Source organism: Pseudomonas sp. P867 (assembly GCF_019891455.1).
GTDB lineage: Bacteria > Pseudomonadota > Gammaproteobacteria > Pseudomonadales > Pseudomonadaceae > Aquipseudomonas > Aquipseudomonas synxantha_A.
This window is the reverse complement of record NZ_JAFLXB010000001.1, coordinates 559531-575120: the sequence shown is the minus strand read 5'-3', so window position 1 is coordinate 575120 and position 15590 is coordinate 559531. Positions and strand designations below refer to the sequence as shown.

Below are 15590 nucleotides of genomic sequence, written 5' to 3'. Positions count from 1 at the left end.
CTCCATAGTCATTTCAATAAAAAGCCCGCACAAAGGCGGGCACCGGAAACGCCAGTCAACTATTCAAAAAACTGGCACGACCACCGGAGCCGAATCAGCGATTTCACAATGCAAAGAGACGGCCCCCACCAACTCGTGGGGTTGCCCATCTTTTTGCAATTTAACGGTCATGATTTTTCGGGAGTACGTGACAACTGCCGAAACCTCTTTCTCACCCACTCCCATGCTGTAGCCCCACCCACTTCCTTCAGGCGCCAGCGGGATAAGACCCAACGTACCGCGCACTTCATAGACACCTTGAGCCTTTCGCTTGGAGGTGACTTTTTGATTGCTGAACGGCACAACCGTGCAGGCGCCCTCGGCCCCGCTTAGTTCAATGACTGCTCTCATTTTCAAATCGCCTTTATCGAGCCATCAGCCTGTTTTGCGCAGTTGGCCGTGTTCAGAGTGGTGATGACATTCAGCGCGCCCATGTTCATGCCGCTGGTAGGCGGTGCGATGTCCGCTTCTGTGATCCAGTTCGATGCAAAGGCGGCAGGCACTTCAAGGGTGCCAGTCTGAATTGAGTACATCGCAAACCGGGGCAGGTAGACCACGCCGGGAAAACCGATGTAAATCGACATCAGGCCGGTCTCTGGACGGCGGTACACGCTGACTTTCAAAGCGGATCCGCTTTGCACGCTGCCGATGGCCGGGGATGCTGCATTCAACAGCGCAACGCCGGAACTGAACGCGCCCTGGTAGTAGTACCAGGACAGGTCGAGCGTAAACGGCGACGTGTAACCGTTTATGCAGCCCACACAACGAATCAACGGCGACTCGCTCTCGGTATAGGGGATGGTGGTGTGGATGGTCAGCGAGGAAACCAGCGAACCACTGGCCCTCCCCGCCTCCGTAGTGTTCTGCCCCAGCAGGCGCTCACCATCGGCCTGGAAGGCACGCGACTTGAGACCCAGCCGTTGCTGGGTGGAAGCCAGGCCCGGGCCGTCGGTGAGGACTTTTTGCCAGGGTTGCCAAACACCCACAACCTCCACACGAACCCACCTCGAAGCGTCGTTGACGACGAAGTACTCTTGCATGGTATAGCCGGCGCCGGCCTCATTGACGGTCAACCAACCGTTTTGGCCTGTGGGGGTATGCAAGCCGGATATTGAATAATAGGTGCCCGCTTTGCGCACACCATCAAGGTCTGCTTCCGGGAGGGGATTGTAGGCACCCACGCCGAAGTCGCCCACGCGAACGACTCGGCCTGGAGTATGGTCATCGGCGCTTGTCGTCAATATGCCGGAAGCCGCCGAGCCAAGTGCATCCATCCGGCTATATAGCTCTTGAGTCATTGCGTTGATTTTAAAGTTAGCGCTACGCGGAGTATCACCCCCTACGCCGCTGGGGCGCGTACCGAGATCAATTTCTTGTCGTGACATCCTTCACCTCCAAATTGAAAATCCATTTCAAGCTCAGCAATATCCTTATCTTGTTATCTCTCGTAGTCATATCCCGCTTACGTCTACTACGAGGTAGCTGTAGGCTTCAGCTCGATAATTAAACTCTTTCACCTGATGCTGCTTGGTATAACCAAAATAATAATAATATTTGACCTTGAAATTTATTTTACCTGGGCCGTGAGTGAAGAAGTTGGTGCTCGCATACTCATTAATCCTAAAGTTCCCACCGCCACCTGTAAATTGCGTGGTGCGCCAACTTCGCCCACATCGGCCTCCAAACACAACTGCATATTTCTTGCCTGCTTCATAATTATGATCGCCGACCACCGCCTCAAAATTATCCGTTCCGACCAATACGTCTCTTACAATTAACTGAGGCGTCGTCGCGTCATACACCAACTCGCCATGGTCATTGAATATCTGCATGCCAAAGGCACCTCCCGCAGACACGCCCGGCCGGAAACGATATACATCCAAGTTGACGATCGTTGAACCATCCGTGACGTAACGCTGGATGTAACCGCCGCCACTGCGCGATACATTCGCCAGGCACACTGAGTGAGCTTCATTCTGGGCGCGTACAGCCACAATTTCCTCGGCATCCGGTATCCAGACATCCAAGTACTGCCCCCACGCCGGGTTACTGCTGGTGGCAGTACTCACCTGAGTTGTCTTACTCACAAAACCGTAGGTTTTAAAGTTTTGATCAAGGAGGACACTACGGTCATCGTTTAAAACTTGAAAGCCAATAGCCATCATGAAATACCGTACGTAATAAGCCCTGGATTGACAGAGGCACTCCACATCAAGGTGTTCTGCGAAATACGGCATTGGGGCCCATCAGTAACATTGATGCCGGCCTCAAGTGTGACCATATACCAAGGACGACCTTGGGCAAATGCATCGACCACCAACGAACCTGCTCCCGTGCCGCTGCTTATTCTGCCAATGACCCGGGCAAGCCGAGTATTTACATCGACCAGCACTCCGCCCTGTGCATTGAACGCTTGAAATCCTGCTGCCATAGCCTCTCTCCTGTTGATGGGTTGGTGATTAACCCCAGATCCCGAATCGAACACGCAATACCTGGTTAGCATCAAACACTTGAACCAATTGATTGCTGATGGTCATCCGGCCACCGCCCCCTACCCCGTTAAGTTCCAACCCCCCCGCCTTGTCAAGCTTCCAACCACGGACACCCGGCTGATAATCATTGGACTGAATAACCTGACCAATTTTGGCGTTAGTGATCGTGCCGTTCTGAATGAATGCACTATCGATAAACGTCTCAGTCCCCCTGACTGCGAAGGGCGTTGTCGGCTTACCCGGGGTATTTTCGTTATAAATCGCAAACTGATCCGCCGAAATCAGAAACTGACTTTGCAACCCACCTGGACCATTCTCGATGCCCAACCCAATACCGGCGAACTTATAACCACCACCCGCAGCAACTTGCATCCGCACTGACCAATTCGCCGCCAACTTCCCATTGGTATCCGCAATCGCCGAGGCATTGGTCTGGATACTCACTGACTGTTGGTTAACTTTGGTCTGTACCGTTTCAATGCTTTGGGCCAGCGTTTTATCCGCAGTGGCCAAGGTCGTCAGTCGCGTATCGATCGATGCCGAGTTGTTATTGACCTTTGCATCCAGCTGCGTAACCCGCTGGCCAAGGGCTTCATCTCGGGAGGCAGAAGCGCTGTCTACGTTGGTGATACTGGCCTGGTTCTGACTGACCCTTGCATCCAGCCGCGTAACCCGCTGGGCAAGGGCTTCATCCCGGGAAGCAGAAGCGCTGTCTACGGTGGTAATACTGGCTCGGTTCTGATTGACCCTCACCTCCAACGCATCCGTCTTCATCGCCTGGGCAATATCACCCTCGGCAATCGCCGACATCACCGACCAAGTGCCAGCCATGGAAACGTCATCGCCCGCGAATGAGGTTTGCTCGTCACCTGCCATCTTCGGGTTGACCTGGGCATACACCCCGTCGGTTTTCTGGGCAGTACTGGTGACCTTGCCGTCCACCGTCTCAATCGCCGTTTTGTTCTGCTGGATCTGCAACGCCAGTGCATTGCTGGTTTGCACCAGGGAGCCAATGTCCAGCCAATAAGCCGCGTTAGGCGGTGGGCTGTTAGCCGGTACTGCCTGGATAGCCTGGTAAAGATGACTCTCCTGGCGTACAAACTCGCCACTGGCATATGCCCTGGCCGCGTCGTACAGCAACGCATCCGTGACTTGATCAACCAGTGCTTGCAGTTCTTTACGGGTATTGTCCAATCGGTCGTTGACCGAACCCGAGCCAGATCCATCAATCAACTCGATACGGTCGAGCAAGTGCTTGCCCAGTTCCGTCTCGCTGATTTGCCCTGCGATCAGATCCAGAATCGGCGACGCATCCGAACTCGCTTGCCCGTTGACGCCCGACCCGCTTGGAAACCACGGCCCGATATTGCCCGTGCGATCCACCAACCGTGCCCAGAAAAACAACGATGTCCCCGCCGCCAGCCCCATCATGGTCAAATCGGTCTGCGGATAGGCGTAATCCCCCAACTTGGTTGCCATCGCCAAATCAGCGGTTTTCCCGTACCAGATCTCCGTGCGTTGCAAATCCGCGGTGCTTACACCCTGCGGAATCTGCCATTTGACCTTGATCGCAAACACCAACGACTCCGTCGTCAGCGCGGCCACGGTCGGCGGCAGTGTGGTCTTGCCGTTAAGTACAGTCTCTACAGACTCGCTATACAGGGAGCCGATATCCAGCGCGTTGATCGCCCGCACCTTGGCCACATAACGCCCGGCATAAATGCCGGACACCTCGATAGAACTGCCGCCCGTGCGGCCAGCGTAGACCCACTCACCGTCGTTCTTGCGCCAGTAAGCCTCATAGGCAATGGCATTGGCCGCCCGCTGCCACTCGATGGTCATGACATTGACCGCGCTGCCTTGCTCGACGAAATGGTCATTACTGACCGTTACCCCGGTAGGTGCTGCTTGCACGCTCGGCGGGATCACGGTGATCGGCGGGCTGTCGATTTTGGCGCCGTTGTCGATGGCGGCAAATTTGCTCGGTACGTGCTTGACCGCGCTGAGGCTGTATTTGATTTCGTCATCCGAAAAGTCTTCGGAAATCGACAGTACGCGAAACTGTTGCAAAGCCAGGGTCGCGGAGTCGATGGCCCAGATCGATTGGGCCGGCGGGAGTTCGTCGAGCTTGGTTTGCAGCACTACCAACTGTTCATCCGCACCTGCGGCGCTGACGGATTTGACCGCTCGGGACACCGCCTTGCCGTTGGGCATCACCAGGGTGATGGTGTCGCCAGCAGTGGCGGTGACTTCGGCATCCAGGGTCAGGGTGTCGAGTGTGGCAGCACGCAGGCGCCCGCCAATGCGGCGGCCGGCGCGGTCGTTGTCGGCCACGCGGATGATCTGGCCGGGCCGCGCCAGGGTGCCGTCCAGGCCGACCGAGAAGGTCACGCTTTCGGTTTCCAGGCGGTTGGTCAGCAACGCCCATTTGCCGATGCGCTGGGCTTGCGCCTGGGAGGTACAACCGGTGGCACTGATTTCGGTTTGCTGGATGCCGTAGCGCGCGATGCCTTCGGCGTCGTCGACGTACTGCACCTTCTGGCGATAGAAATCCGTCGGGTCATTCCAGCTGACCAGGGCGACGGTGTAGCGGGTCTTTTTCGCCGAGCCGCCGTAGATGAATTGGCCGCCGATGACGTTGGCGTTGGAGTAGGTGTAGACCGGGTCCTCCGGCATATCCGCCACCGCCATCACCGAACCCGCGCCCCAGTAGGACATGCCACGGAAGGTGGTCGCCAGGTCTTGCAGCACCTTCAAGGCGTCGGCGCGCACCGACAGGTACAGGTTGCAGGTGAAGCGCGGTTCGGTGCCGCCCTTGCCGTCGGACACCGGCTGGTCGCAGTACTGGCCGATGCGGTACAGCTCCCATTTGTCCACTTGGCCGGCGTTGAGCAGGTGGCCCAGGCCATAGCGTTGGTGCAACAGCAGATCGTAGTAAATCCATGCCGGATTGTCGGTCCAGGCGGATTTGAACGTGCCGTCCCACACGCCGCTGTAAACACGGGTTTGCGGGTCGTAGTTACTCGGCACCTTGATGATTCGCCCACGCAGTTCGAAAGAGCGCGAGGGGATCGACTGGAATTGCGCGGCATCGAATTGCAGGCCGATCAACGCCGAGCCCGGGTAGCGCAGCTTGGCATCAATCACCTCAGTGGAAGACTCGACGGTAGTGGTATCGGCAATCGCGCCACTGGTGGAGTTCGGTGTGATCCGCCGCACGCGCAGGGCCCAGCCCACTTTGGCAGGGGGCAATTCAACGCGGTGGGAACGTTCGTACTTGGTGGTGGTTTTACCGCTGAACGCGGCGGCCAGCACCTCTGTAAACGCACCGCCGTCGGTAGACAGGTCAATGGCGTACTGCACGGTATAACCGTTGGTGTCGCCGTTGCTGGTGTTGGTCTGCGACAGCCGCGTAACCGCCAGGCGTATCCGCACTGCCGACAATTGCAGGTTGGAGTAGGACTTGGTCCAGGGCTGATCGCTGCGCAGCTCGATGGACACCGGGCTTTCGTTTTCCACTGCCGGGAAGCCAGGGATATGTGACTGGTCCTGGCTGCCATTGCGGGTGTCGAGGGTCACGCCACTGAAGTTGAGGCTGCCATCGGCGTTGGCCAGCGGGGTCTCGTCGAGAAACACCGAGCGCTTATCGTTTTTCAAACCGACAATCTCGCCTTCGCTGACGAGATCGAGGATACGGGCATAGGCCGTACTTTGCAGGCTGTCTGGCGCCTCCACGGAGGGACGGGGCTTGGACGCGCCGCCTTTGCTGCCAGCGAGAGTGAGGTCAGTCATGGCTTTCCTTCAGGCGAAATAAAGCCCGCACTCGGCGGGCTGGTTGAAGAGCAGGAACGTTAGAGTTGATCCTGGGTGTAGATCCCGGCGCTGATCACCGAGCTGCCGACGATCAGTTGGCCGTAAAGCAGGCCTACCGGGTTGCCCTGGGCGCTGGTGTTGACCGGTCCGTTGAAGCTGTAGCTGGCGCGGTTGTTGGGGCCATCTTGCGCCGCCAGGCCCTTGGGCACGGGTGACAACATTTGCATTACCCCGCCCATTACCATGGAGGCGCCCATCATGATCAGGCTCGAACCAAACGGTGCGCCGGCACCAAAGGTGCCGCCCGTGATAATTGCGCCAACGACGATCAGCACCGCACCGACAATGGTCTGCAGGGCGCCTGCGCGCTTGCTGCCGATCAGCACTGGCGCCAGGCGGATGTCGTCATTGCCGACAGGGGCACCGAGGCGCTCCTGGGGAATGTTTTGCTTGCCCATGAACACCGAATAGGTCAGCCCGTTGTCTTTGGATTCCATCAGGAAACGTTCAAAGCCAGGCAGGAGAATGCTCAGGGCCCGGATGGCTTCTGAAACGCTACTGACCGCCAATCGATGCACTCTGCCAAAGCGCGCACCCAGCACGCCGTACAAGCGAACCGTGCGCACCTTTTCAGTGGCGGCTTGTTGTATGGCTGGCACGCACGTTGGGGAATCGGGAGTCACCGCAATCTTCCTCATAGTTGGTCCTGTGCATAAATGCCTGCGCTGATTACCGCGCTGCCTACCGTCAACTGACCATAAAGCAGGCCCACCGGGCTGCCTTGAATGCTTGTATTGACCGGCCCATTGAAGCTGTAACTCGCACGGTTTTCCGGACGGTCCATGGTTCCCAGGCCTTTGGCCATGGGTGACATCAACTGCGCGACGCCACCCATGGCCATGGAAATCCCCATGCTCGCGGCGAAGGTCCAACCGGTGGTGGATGAAGCGCCGATCAAGGCAGAGGAACTGCCCGAGGCCAGACCGCCAGAGAAGTACGACGCAGCCACAATCAGCGCCACACCAATAATGGTTTGCATCGACCCTGCGCGCTTGCTGCCCATCAGCACCGGTGCGATACGGATATCCGCAGCGCCTGGAGGTGCCTTGAGGCGATCCTGGCCAATGTTGTCGCGGCCCAGGAAAATCGAATACGTCACGCCCCGGTCCTTGGACTCCATCAAGAAACGCTCGAACCCCGGCACCAGAATGCACAGCGCATGGATCGCTTCCGAAGCATTGCTCACCGCCAGCCGATGCACACGCCCGAAGCTCGCGCCCAGGCTGCCGTAGAGGCGCACCGTCCTGACTTTTTCATGATGCATGGCATCCTCCAGGCGAATGATCCGCCGATGTGGTTAGTGTTTGGCCCGCAGGCCATGTCGCCAATAGCTGACCGTCACCTCGCCCCAATAGCCGCCGTAGGTATCGCGCTTGCTGTCGCGACCATACAGGTGGTGCAGGATGGAACCTGGGGCCGGGTAATGCTCGGGTTCGCTTTGCAGCACGCCGTCGGCCAGGTAGATCGCGGCATGGTTGGGCACTGGCGACCGGATCTGCATCAGCACGATATCGCCCTGTTGCAGTTGGCTGACCTGCACGAAACCGGCGGCCGGCAGGTTGTCCAGGTAGAGGTTGCCGCCCTTGTCCCACCAACCGTCTTCACGCTGATAGTCGCCAAGCTCGATGCCCAGCTCGCGGCGGTAGTAGTCGAGGATGATGCTCAGGCAGTCATGCACGCCGTGGGCGAAGGCACGACCGATCAGGGGCGCCTGGTAGCCGTTTGGCGTGCAACTGGCCCATTCACCGGTACGCACCTGTCCGTCGTCGTCGGTGCGTACCTCAACAATGTGCCAGGGCAACCCGGAGGCTTCGCACGCCACGCGGTCTGCTTCACTGGGTGTCGCCGGACAATCCGGATGGCTGTGCACCACCGCGAGAATCTCGCCCCGCTCTTCGGCGCCAGCGTAGTCCTCGGGTGCCAGGCGAAAGTGTTCGCTGGGTGTGCTCGCCGTATTTCGACACGGCACATACACACGCTTGCGCCCTTCACGAATCAGCAGGCCGCAGCACTCATGGGGATACGCGGCCACGGCGTGCCGGGCAATCGCCGCCAGATTGGTCTTGTTCATGCTCAGCTCCGCAATAGTCCGGCTGCCGGGAATGAGCCGTAGGGAAGTGGGTTGTTCTCGCCGAAACGCAGCTTGCAGCTGGTCAGCCGCCCACCGCATTTATCCTTGGCCGCGTCGGTGACAATCACGTCATTGGCATCCGCCACCGGGCCGCCGTTGTAGCCGCAATAGGGGCCGCGATAACCGCCGCAGCTGAGCCACCAACATACGTTGGCAACGATCTGTCGACGGGGCAGTTGCACGCCGTTGAAGTCCAGCGCGCTGGCCAGTTCGAACTTCACCGTCTCACTGCTTTCGGCAACCTTGCGCTCGACGTACCAGATGTCTGGCGGCAGTTCCTCTTCCGGGTCAGCTTCGGGCTGGCCGTCGAGGTACTTGGCCAAAGTCCGATGGCGGATCAGGCGCGCGCCTACCAGGTCTTCGAAATACAGCACCAGCGCCGTGATGAAACCGCCGACGTTGCCTACGGCCAGTGTCGGCGTCGGTTGGGTGCCCTGCCCCGACATCTCGAAGCCCTCGGCCTGGATCGGCCAGGGTGAATATTCGTGGCCCTGCCAGAAGATCGATGACTCCTTAGGGTAACCGTGAAATCGGTACAACTCGGCACCCAGGGGGGTGGCATCGAGCTCGAAAAGCTCCACCCAGGCCCCGGGCTCCAGGGTCTGGATATCTGCAGTGATGGACATATGATTCTCCGGGCAAAGAAAACCCCGCACTACGGCGGGGTGGAGGCGCGCTAGGGGTGGAAGGCTTGCTCGAACGTTGCCGTCAGGGAGTAGAGCCCGGCGCCCATGGGCGTTGGCTGGTAACCCTTGCAGCGATACAACGCAGGCGCTGCCAGTGGTGCGGTCCAGTTGAACGCCTTGGCGCCGGCATGGCGATCAAGGAAAGCAACGATCGCTTTGATGCGCGCTTCATCACCCACGAACGTCAGTGGCCAGGACTGGGTCTTGTTGTTGATCCCGTCCGCTGCCGTTTGCTGGTAGCCATCGCCGAATTTGGCCGTCTTAAGACGAAACTCGACGCTGCCGACGGGCTCCACCTTGGGCACCCATGTGAAAGTTTCTGTGCTCATGTTTTCTCCAGGCGTAAGCCGTTGATGATCAGCGGCCATTGATGGCCGACCAGATTTGCCCGCCCGGCTTGAGGTCGCGGGCGATCTGCTCGGCGGCGCCCTGACGGGCAGAGCCGGCGTAGGCGCGGGCAACGTTCTGGGCGTTGGTGTCGGTGCCTGAGCCCTGGCCGTCGGCAACGTTGATGGTTTGCTGGATCACCACCTGGTTGCTGCTGGTGCTGCCTGACTGACCGCCGCCCAGTGCGCGCACACCGAGGGAGCCGTCGGAGCCACGACTCAGAGGCATGATGGCTTCGGGGCCGGCTTCGCCGAACAGGGCCATGGGGGCCAGGGTTGGGCCTGAGGCGACGGAATTGGTGAAGGTGCCGCCGTTGGCGAAGGCTTGAACACCGTAGTTCCAGGCGCTCCCTTTCGCGTTGTAATGAATACCCGCCGTGTTGAGCTGGGGGTTAAAGGTGTAGCTGTTAGCACCGACACTGGTGGTTGTCGGAGTGGGCGTGCTGCTGCCCAACCAGGCGCCCACTGCCGAACTGGCCAGCCCGAACAACGAACTCAGCGCACTGGATGCCGCGGTCTTCGCCGCCATCGTGGCCATGTCCTTGAGCACTGACGTGGCGAAATCCGAAAAATTGAATTTGCCCGTGGTTGCGAACGTCAGCACCGCCTGGTCCATCTTTTCGAAAGCACTGCTAAACACTGCCTTCGACTGCTCGGCCGCCGTGCCTGCCTTGGTCGAATACTCTTCGAATGCGCTGCTCGCCCCCTGGCGCCAGTCATCAAGCAACTGCGTCATTTCGGCGAAGTTGCTCTTTACCTGCCGGGTCTTTGCGTCGTCCAGAAATGCCATCGTCGCGTCGTCACCCGAAGGCGTCGGTACAGCCTCTGCGTACGGCCCACCCACTGGAAACTTCAGCCCCGCCCGCTCGGTGTAACTGGACTGCGCATCCAGCGCGCCAACAAAATCATTCTGCGCACCCTGGCTCTGCTTGAGCACTTGCACCAGTTGCGCATTTTTCTGGATAAATTTTTCCGCCGCATCCGTGGCCGGGTCATAGGCCCTTCGAAAGCCCTTGAACTGGCCGGACGTGACCTGTAGCGCAGCTGCGGCAGAGGCGCTGACCTTTTTACTGGCGTCCTCGATCTTCTGCTGCATCTCGCGCATGCTGTTTTCGGTAATCCGCGACGCCTTCGCCAGGGCCTGCTCCAGGCTGCCGAGGTTGAGCGTCAGATTACCCTGGGAAGCAGTTGCCATAGGTTTCTCCGGGTCATGGATAAAACCCGTCGAAACGGGTTTCAAGGAAAGTGGCGTCGTCCTTAACGCCACTCGTTCATCGCACGTTCAAGCGACACACCCCGGCGCAGCTCGTGGGGCATGAAGTCAATCATCTCGGCCGTGCCGCCGCCCAGCCGGTGGGTCTGCAGCGCCACCAACGCGCTGCCCGCCTCCAGCCGCCTACCGGCGTGCAGGGAGCCATATCGGTCGATATAGCGTCCCCAGGCCAGGGCTTCGTGGTAGGTCATGCGTTCCTTGGCTTCGGCGATCGTGCGGCCGCCCACTCCGTTCAGCACCAGTTCGTGCCAGAACTCATCGGCGGCCGTCAGCTCTTTGCGCCACCACCCTGGGTGCCATTGACCTCATTGACTGCATTGAGGATCACAAACCCCAATGACGGCTCAAGACCGAACGCATCGTCGTAACTCAGGGCTTCATCACCCTCGGCCCCCAACGACACTGAGGCCGCGAGGTAGCTGGCGTTGCGGCTCTGTGCCGACTCGCCCTGGCTGAACAGACGTTCGATCACACCGAACGACTGGCGACGGATGTGCACCGTGAATGTGTCAGTCACTTGCTTGCCGGTTTTGCTGTCCAGGTGCGTCCAGCTGATGTCTTTCTTCACCGGCTGGGCATCGACGATGCCGCCCTTGGCTTTCAGTTGTTTGAGGTTCATGGCGTCTCTCAGACTTTCTTGATCCAGGCGCTGGCGCCGGTGCGTTGGATGGTGACGGTGGTGGTCACGACTGCGTTCAGTGCGAAGTTGAACGGGAAGTCCGAGACGTAGCCGTCGAATGTGAACCAGGTGCGGGTTGCCGGCAGCTCAAAGCCATCGCCCTTGGCGTTGACGGTTGGCAGCACGTCCTTGCCGTCGGACCAGCCCACCGCCCACTTCACGCCGGTATCGCCCTTGGCCTCGGAGAGCTGGTGCAGGCGGATATGGCTGGCGTTGGTCGGGTCGGCGTTCAGGCCCAGGCTCGCCGTGCCAGGGGTACGCAAACCTTTCTTGTAGCTGCGCTCTTCGGCATTGAGGCTGGTGTCTTCAATCTGCTCGGCCGGGGCACCGCCCGGTTCGAACGAAGTGGCGTGCTCGACTTCCAGCACGGTGTAGGGCCCGGTGCCGGAGACCGGCGGGACGAGGGCAAAAATCTGGGTACCTTGGGTAAGAATCGACATCGAATGTTCTCCATGAACAATAAAAAACCCGCGAAGGCGGGCTGTGGGGTGCAACGGCTGTGTTGCTGCGTGCAAGGCAGGTCGAGACGGGATCAGGGGGCCGGTTTGCCATCCAGATAAGGCGGCGCATTCGGGTCCGGCTCTCGGCTCTTGATCAGGTCGACCAACGCCTGGTTGCTCTGGGCCAACAGTCGAATGGCCGCGTTGAGCGCCACCTGGCCATCGGTCTGGGTTTGCAGGGCGGCGATCAAGCGGTTGATCGCGGCCAATTCTTCGTCGTTCATAGGCATCTTGGTTCCTGTATCGCTTCAGGTCGGTAATGGGGAGCTTCAACGGCGCGCAGTAGTGACGATCAAGACGCCAGTCCACTGGCCATGATCGAGCTGCGATATCCCGTCGCCGGGTCGCCAACGTGGGTCACTTGAGTAATCGACCAGCGCCCCTGCATATACGAAGGCCAGGTTTCATCCAGCACCAGCAAGCCTTCGGCAGCGAGCAAAGGGTTACCGGGGCAATCGATCTGCAGCTTCAAACCTTCACGGCCCACCCGGCGCAGTTCGCCTTCGGCCACGGCGCGGGCTTCGGCTTCGTTCTGGCAGCGCTGGCGCACGGTCTTGAACGGGGCAATCCCGACCTGGACCATGCGCTGCTTGCCAGCCCCGGAATCCCACCAGCTGACGCGGCTGCCCATGTACTTGGAGCGCGATTTTTCGTCGAGCTTGGCGGTGATAAAGGCCTGGTCTCCCGGGCGGTTGTCGTGTGTCACAGACAGCTTCACTTCGGGCAGCAACTGGCCGGTAAGGGACTTGGCCTGCCCCGCTTCGGCCAGCACGTAAAGCTCGTTAAACGGCTTGGTGACCGCGTTGTAACGCTTGGCCAGGCGGGTGATGAAGGCCATGTCGCTTTCGTTGGACTGGTCGATGTGCGCAATTGCAATGCCGTCCAGTGTCGGTGCCACTCGCGGTGAAAAACCATGGCGGCTGACCACTTGGCGAAACAATGCCCCCAAGGTAGTCGGCCCATGGCTGGCGGAGCGGCGCTGGCGATAGCCGCTTTTATCCGCCTCGCTGAAGGGCGCGGCGGTCGCCACGATCATCAGGCGCATCGGAAACAACACTGGGGTGCGTTGGGTGACAACAAACTCGCCTTTTTCCACCAAGCCGGTTTCCTGGTAACCGACGCGCAGGCCAATCTTGCCACTGAGGCTGGGCAAGCCCTCCAACCCTTCTATATTAAGGGTCAGTTCCAGGCGGTCAGTCTGGATACCCGCGGCGTCGGTGTGGCTCCAGTGCATCAGGCGTTGATTGAGCAGCGCCGCGTTGGCGCCGTAGAACTCTACGATCGGGGTAAATCCCTGTGCCATGCAGCCTCCTTAATCCCAGGCCAGAACGGGCCGTACAGCAACCGGCCGGGCTTGCATCTCAGGCACGACCACCCATACGCCTGCCGGCAGTACCGGGCCGTATTCAGCCAGTTCAGGGTTCAAGCGCCAGAGGGTTTCTTCCGCCGCGTCATCGCAACGCCCCAGTTCGCGGTAGAGCAGCAGGTTGACCGAGTCACCGGCGATACTTCGTACTCTACGCATTGACGAATTCCTCCAGTTCAAGGGTCCAGGTCATGACCATGGCGGTGCCGTCATCGATCACGTTGCTCTGGTTTTCCATCACTGCATTGATCCGCCACTGGCCCCAGTTACGGCCGATGCCGTCGACCAGCGGCAACGGCGCTCGCGCATTTTGCAGAGCGCGCAATTCGTCCAGGCGCTGCATGCCAATGGCGTACATGGCCGTGCCGCTGAAGATGAGTTTTTCCAGCTTCTGGCCGCTCTGACGCGACTGCGGCTTGCTGGCAATGATCGCCAGATCACTCCAGCCGCCGTCGCTGTTGCGGGCCAGTGTGGAATAGGCGAACCCTCGGGATAAGCCAAAAATAAAGTCGCCCAGCACCATTTGTTGTCGCATCAATCACCTCCTGAAGGATCGGCCAGTGCCGCGTTGCGCCGGATGCCCAGGGAATCGGTGACCATCGGCACGCATTGAAACTGCAGGGCCTGGATCACCTGATTGACCACTTGCTGGGCGTCCGCCGGATTAACGCCGGTGATCTGGATGCTCGGTGAGAGCGTGACCTGGACGTTGTCCGTTCGCGCGCTGTTGAGCTCTTTACTCAGCGCGTTCGGCGCAGGTAGACGATCGCCTGAACCGAACAACTTGTCCCCAAGCCAACTGCCGGCTTCGCTGCCGAGCAAGCCACCGATGGCGCCACCGACTGCGGTGCCAATGCCAGGGAAAACCAGAGTGCCGAGCGCGGCGCCGGCGGATGCTCCCGCCCAGGCGCCGCCAGCGGTGCTAAGGCCAGCACCGACGGCCTTGGCGTCGCCATTGCGTACGCCCTGGATCACATCCACGGCGGTGTCGACATACTTCAGCGGGCCAAGGCGGCGTACGGCGGACGATTCAAGCTTTGCGAGCGTCCCCGACAGTCCAGGGGCCAAACCCTTGGGCCCACCCTGTGCTGCGACTCGGTCTGCCGAAGCGGCTGCGTAAGAGGTCAATGAGTTGCCGGAAATACTGCGTGTAGTCTCGCTCACCCGTTTGCTGTCGAACGCTAGCTGCGGCTGGCCCATGATATTGACTGGCGGCGCAGCAGGGGCTGGCGTGACAGTAGGCTGCGATTTGAGATCCGTCCGCCTTCTGACCTCTGGGATTTTGACCTCGCGCGATTTTATTTGACGGGCCTTGTTACGCTTGCCGCGCGGCCTCCTGGGATTATCTTTGGGGCGTGCCTTCTCTTCTTTCCTGGCGGTCTCACCGACACTCTCTGGCAACTGTGCGGCAGCGCTATCAAGCGGGCCGCGAATCTGCGCAGGCAGTGCTCCCGTGCAGCAACAGTCCTTGCCTTTTTCAGCACCCTTGCCGTTATCGTCCTTGAGCCACTTGGCACCCTTCGGATACCTGGCAGCCACCGCATCAATCGCCTTGCCTGAAAGACGGTCTTTGGCTTTATCCCACAAACCGGTGAACACTTCCTTGCCGACGAACTTGACGGCATCCGTGGCCAGTTCAACACTTTTTTCCCCCCAGGACGGATTAGCAGACGCAGGCTTGTCCTGCTTGCTTTCTGCGACTCCCGCGCGGACCTCTGCCGTCTTGGTTGCCAGCGAATTGGCGCTAATGAACAGCGTGCTGGTGAGCGTTTCCAGCGATTCGCGCAACCGAATTTGCTCTTGGGCCAGAGCGTTGATGTCCACACTGACGGTGATCAGCGCCGAGGTCAGCTCCGGCAGTGGTTGCGGCTGGGGTTGGAGTTGCGGTTGCGGTTGCGGTTGCGGCTGCGGTTGCGGCTGCGGCTGCGGCTGCGGCAACAATAACGGCGCCGACTGTGGTACCGATTCAAGGCTGACAGGCGCGGCGAGGTCTGCGGAAAACGGCGCCAGCACATTGCCCAGGTCCGCATCGCCAAGCAGCCAACGCTTGTCCTCCTGGACGAGCCTGGTCCCAAATTGAGTTTCTTGCATCCCGCTTACTCCTGTTTAACGCCAAGGCGAGTGATCGCAATGTCGTAGCGGCGCAATGCTTTTCCGGCGTCCCA

19 protein-coding genes are annotated in these 15590 nt (G+C 59.7%); all 19 read right to left on the bottom strand.

What is annotated here, in order from left to right; genetic code table 11:
• Positions 1-63 precede the first annotated feature (63 nt).
• On the bottom strand, positions 64-390 hold the full coding sequence (locus J1G33_RS02610; protein WP_223017652.1) for a hypothetical protein: 327 nt from the start codon (positions 388-390) through the stop codon (positions 64-66).
• Positions 391-392: 2 nt separating this feature from the next.
• The gene (locus J1G33_RS02605; RefSeq protein ID WP_146097857.1) at positions 393-1424 is read right to left on the bottom strand and encodes a pyocin knob domain-containing protein; all 1032 of its coding nucleotides are present in this window, start codon (positions 1422-1424) and stop codon (positions 393-395) included.
• 66 nt (positions 1425-1490) lie between these two features.
• Positions 1491-2201, bottom strand: coding sequence for a hypothetical protein (locus J1G33_RS02600; RefSeq protein WP_146097856.1), 711 nt, complete (start codon positions 2199-2201; stop codon positions 1491-1493).
• Positions 2201-2470, bottom strand: coding sequence for a hypothetical protein (locus J1G33_RS02595; RefSeq protein ID WP_146097855.1), 270 nt, complete (start codon positions 2468-2470; stop codon positions 2201-2203). Before J1G33_RS02595 ends, J1G33_RS02600 begins: the two co-directional genes overlap by 1 nt.
• Before the next feature lie 28 nt (positions 2471-2498).
• The gene (locus J1G33_RS02590; protein WP_223017651.1) at positions 2499-6323 is read right to left on the bottom strand and encodes a phage tail protein; all 3825 of its coding nucleotides are present in this window, start codon (positions 6321-6323) and stop codon (positions 2499-2501) included.
• 59 nt (positions 6324-6382) lie between these two features.
• Positions 6383-7042 carry a tail assembly protein gene (locus J1G33_RS02585; protein ID WP_228309406.1) on the bottom strand — a complete coding sequence of 220 codons (660 nt, stop codon included), beginning with the start codon at positions 7040-7042 and terminating at the stop codon, positions 6383-6385.
• Positions 7039-7668 carry a tail assembly protein gene (locus J1G33_RS02580; RefSeq protein WP_005785432.1) on the bottom strand — a complete coding sequence of 210 codons (630 nt, stop codon included), beginning with the start codon at positions 7666-7668 and terminating at the stop codon, positions 7039-7041. Before J1G33_RS02580 ends, J1G33_RS02585 begins: the two co-directional genes overlap by 4 nt.
• A gap of 33 nt (positions 7669-7701) precedes the next feature.
• Entirely contained in the window at positions 7702-8475 is a 774-nt protein-coding gene (locus tag J1G33_RS02575; protein ID WP_005785430.1) for a Mov34/MPN/PAD-1 family protein, read from the bottom strand.
• A 2-nt stretch (positions 8476-8477) separates the two neighbouring features.
• Positions 8478-9161, bottom strand: a complete 684-nt coding sequence (locus J1G33_RS02570) for a phage minor tail protein L (RefSeq protein WP_223017650.1) — start codon at positions 9159-9161, stop codon at positions 8478-8480.
• Between the two features lie 50 nt (positions 9162-9211).
• Complete coding sequence (locus J1G33_RS02565; RefSeq protein ID WP_005785426.1) at positions 9212-9550, bottom strand: phage tail protein; 339 nt, start codon at positions 9548-9550, stop codon at positions 9212-9214.
• 28 nt (positions 9551-9578) lie between these two features.
• Entirely contained in the window at positions 9579-10802 is a 1224-nt protein-coding gene (locus J1G33_RS02560) for a phage tail tape measure C-terminal domain-containing protein (RefSeq protein WP_223017649.1), read from the bottom strand.
• A gap of 62 nt (positions 10803-10864) precedes the next feature.
• Positions 10865-11119 carry a hypothetical protein gene (locus J1G33_RS02555; RefSeq protein ID WP_032803291.1) on the bottom strand — a complete coding sequence of 85 codons (255 nt, stop codon included), beginning with the start codon at positions 11117-11119 and terminating at the stop codon, positions 10865-10867.
• 29 nt (positions 11120-11148) lie between these two features.
• Positions 11149-11499: a phage tail assembly chaperone family protein, TAC gene (locus J1G33_RS02550; RefSeq protein ID WP_005785418.1), complete on the bottom strand. Its 351-nt coding sequence runs from the start codon at positions 11497-11499 to the stop codon at positions 11149-11151.
• Between the two features lie 8 nt (positions 11500-11507).
• Complete coding sequence (locus J1G33_RS02545; protein ID WP_005785416.1) at positions 11508-11999, bottom strand: phage tail tube protein; 492 nt, start codon at positions 11997-11999, stop codon at positions 11508-11510.
• Between the two features lie 92 nt (positions 12000-12091).
• Positions 12092-12289, bottom strand: coding sequence for a hypothetical protein (locus tag J1G33_RS02540; RefSeq protein ID WP_228391189.1), 198 nt, complete (start codon positions 12287-12289; stop codon positions 12092-12094).
• Between the two features lie 62 nt (positions 12290-12351).
• Positions 12352-13362: a contractile injection system protein, VgrG/Pvc8 family gene (locus tag J1G33_RS02535; protein ID WP_103733419.1), complete on the bottom strand. Its 1011-nt coding sequence runs from the start codon at positions 13360-13362 to the stop codon at positions 12352-12354.
• A gap of 9 nt (positions 13363-13371) precedes the next feature.
• Positions 13372-13584, bottom strand: coding sequence for a tail protein X (locus J1G33_RS02530; RefSeq protein ID WP_223017648.1), 213 nt, complete (start codon positions 13582-13584; stop codon positions 13372-13374).
• Positions 13577-13960: a phage tail protein gene (locus J1G33_RS02525; RefSeq protein WP_223017647.1), complete on the bottom strand. Its 384-nt coding sequence runs from the start codon at positions 13958-13960 to the stop codon at positions 13577-13579. The genes J1G33_RS02530 and J1G33_RS02525 overlap by 8 nt, the downstream gene beginning before the upstream one ends.
• A complete protein-coding gene (locus tag J1G33_RS02520; protein WP_223017646.1) occupies positions 13960-15516 on the bottom strand; it encodes a tail tape measure protein in 1557 nt (518 codons plus the stop codon). The genes J1G33_RS02525 and J1G33_RS02520 overlap by 1 nt, the downstream gene beginning before the upstream one ends.
• Positions 15517-15590 lie beyond the last annotated feature (74 nt).

Excerpts from the sequence above, each read along its gene's own strand:
- J1G33_RS02560 (WP_223017649.1), bottom strand. The coding sequence starts at position 10,802 with ATGGCAACTGCTTCCCAGGGTAATCTGACGCTCAACCTCGGCAGCCTG.
- J1G33_RS02565 (WP_005785426.1), bottom strand. The coding sequence starts at position 9,550 with ATGAGCACAGAAACTTTCACATGGGTGCCCAAGGTGGAGCCCGTCGGC.
- J1G33_RS02530 (WP_223017648.1), bottom strand. The coding sequence starts at position 13,584 with ATGCGTAGAGTACGAAGTATCGCCGGTGACTCGGTCAACCTGCTGCTC.
- J1G33_RS02580 (WP_005785432.1), bottom strand. The coding sequence starts at position 7,668 with ATGCATCATGAAAAAGTCAGGACGGTGCGCCTCTACGGCAGCCTGGGC.
- J1G33_RS02610 (WP_223017652.1), bottom strand. The coding sequence starts at position 390 with ATGAGAGCAGTCATTGAACTAAGCGGGGCCGAGGGCGCCTGCACGGTT.
- J1G33_RS02575 (WP_005785430.1), bottom strand. The coding sequence starts at position 8,475 with ATGAACAAGACCAATCTGGCGGCGATTGCCCGGCACGCCGTGGCCGCG.
- J1G33_RS02525 (WP_223017647.1), bottom strand. The coding sequence starts at position 13,960 with ATGCGACAACAAATGGTGCTGGGCGACTTTATTTTTGGCTTATCCCGA.
- J1G33_RS02605 (WP_146097857.1), bottom strand. The coding sequence starts at position 1,424 with ATGTCACGACAAGAAATTGATCTCGGTACGCGCCCCAGCGGCGTAGGG.
- J1G33_RS02595 (WP_146097855.1), bottom strand. The coding sequence starts at position 2,470 with ATGGCAGCAGGATTTCAAGCGTTCAATGCACAGGGCGGAGTGCTGGTC.
- J1G33_RS02520 (WP_223017646.1), bottom strand. The coding sequence starts at position 15,516 with ATGCAAGAAACTCAATTTGGGACCAGGCTCGTCCAGGAGGACAAGCGT.
- J1G33_RS02590 (WP_223017651.1), bottom strand. The coding sequence starts at position 6,323 with ATGACTGACCTCACTCTCGCTGGCAGCAAAGGCGGCGCGTCCAAGCCC.
- J1G33_RS02600 (WP_146097856.1), bottom strand. The coding sequence starts at position 2,201 with ATGGCTATTGGCTTTCAAGTTTTAAACGATGACCGTAGTGTCCTCCTT.
- J1G33_RS02545 (WP_005785416.1), bottom strand. The coding sequence starts at position 11,999 with ATGTCGATTCTTACCCAAGGTACCCAGATTTTTGCCCTCGTCCCGCCG.
- J1G33_RS02570 (WP_223017650.1), bottom strand. The coding sequence starts at position 9,161 with ATGTCCATCACTGCAGATATCCAGACCCTGGAGCCCGGGGCCTGGGTG.
- J1G33_RS02535 (WP_103733419.1), bottom strand. The coding sequence starts at position 13,362 with ATGGCACAGGGATTTACCCCGATCGTAGAGTTCTACGGCGCCAACGCG.
- J1G33_RS02585 (WP_228309406.1), bottom strand. The coding sequence starts at position 7,042 with ATGAGGAAGATTGCGGTGACTCCCGATTCCCCAACGTGCGTGCCAGCC.
- J1G33_RS02540 (WP_228391189.1), bottom strand. The coding sequence starts at position 12,289 with ATGCCTATGAACGACGAAGAATTGGCCGCGATCAACCGCTTGATCGCC.
- J1G33_RS02550 (WP_005785418.1), bottom strand. The coding sequence starts at position 11,499 with ATGAACCTCAAACAACTGAAAGCCAAGGGCGGCATCGTCGATGCCCAG.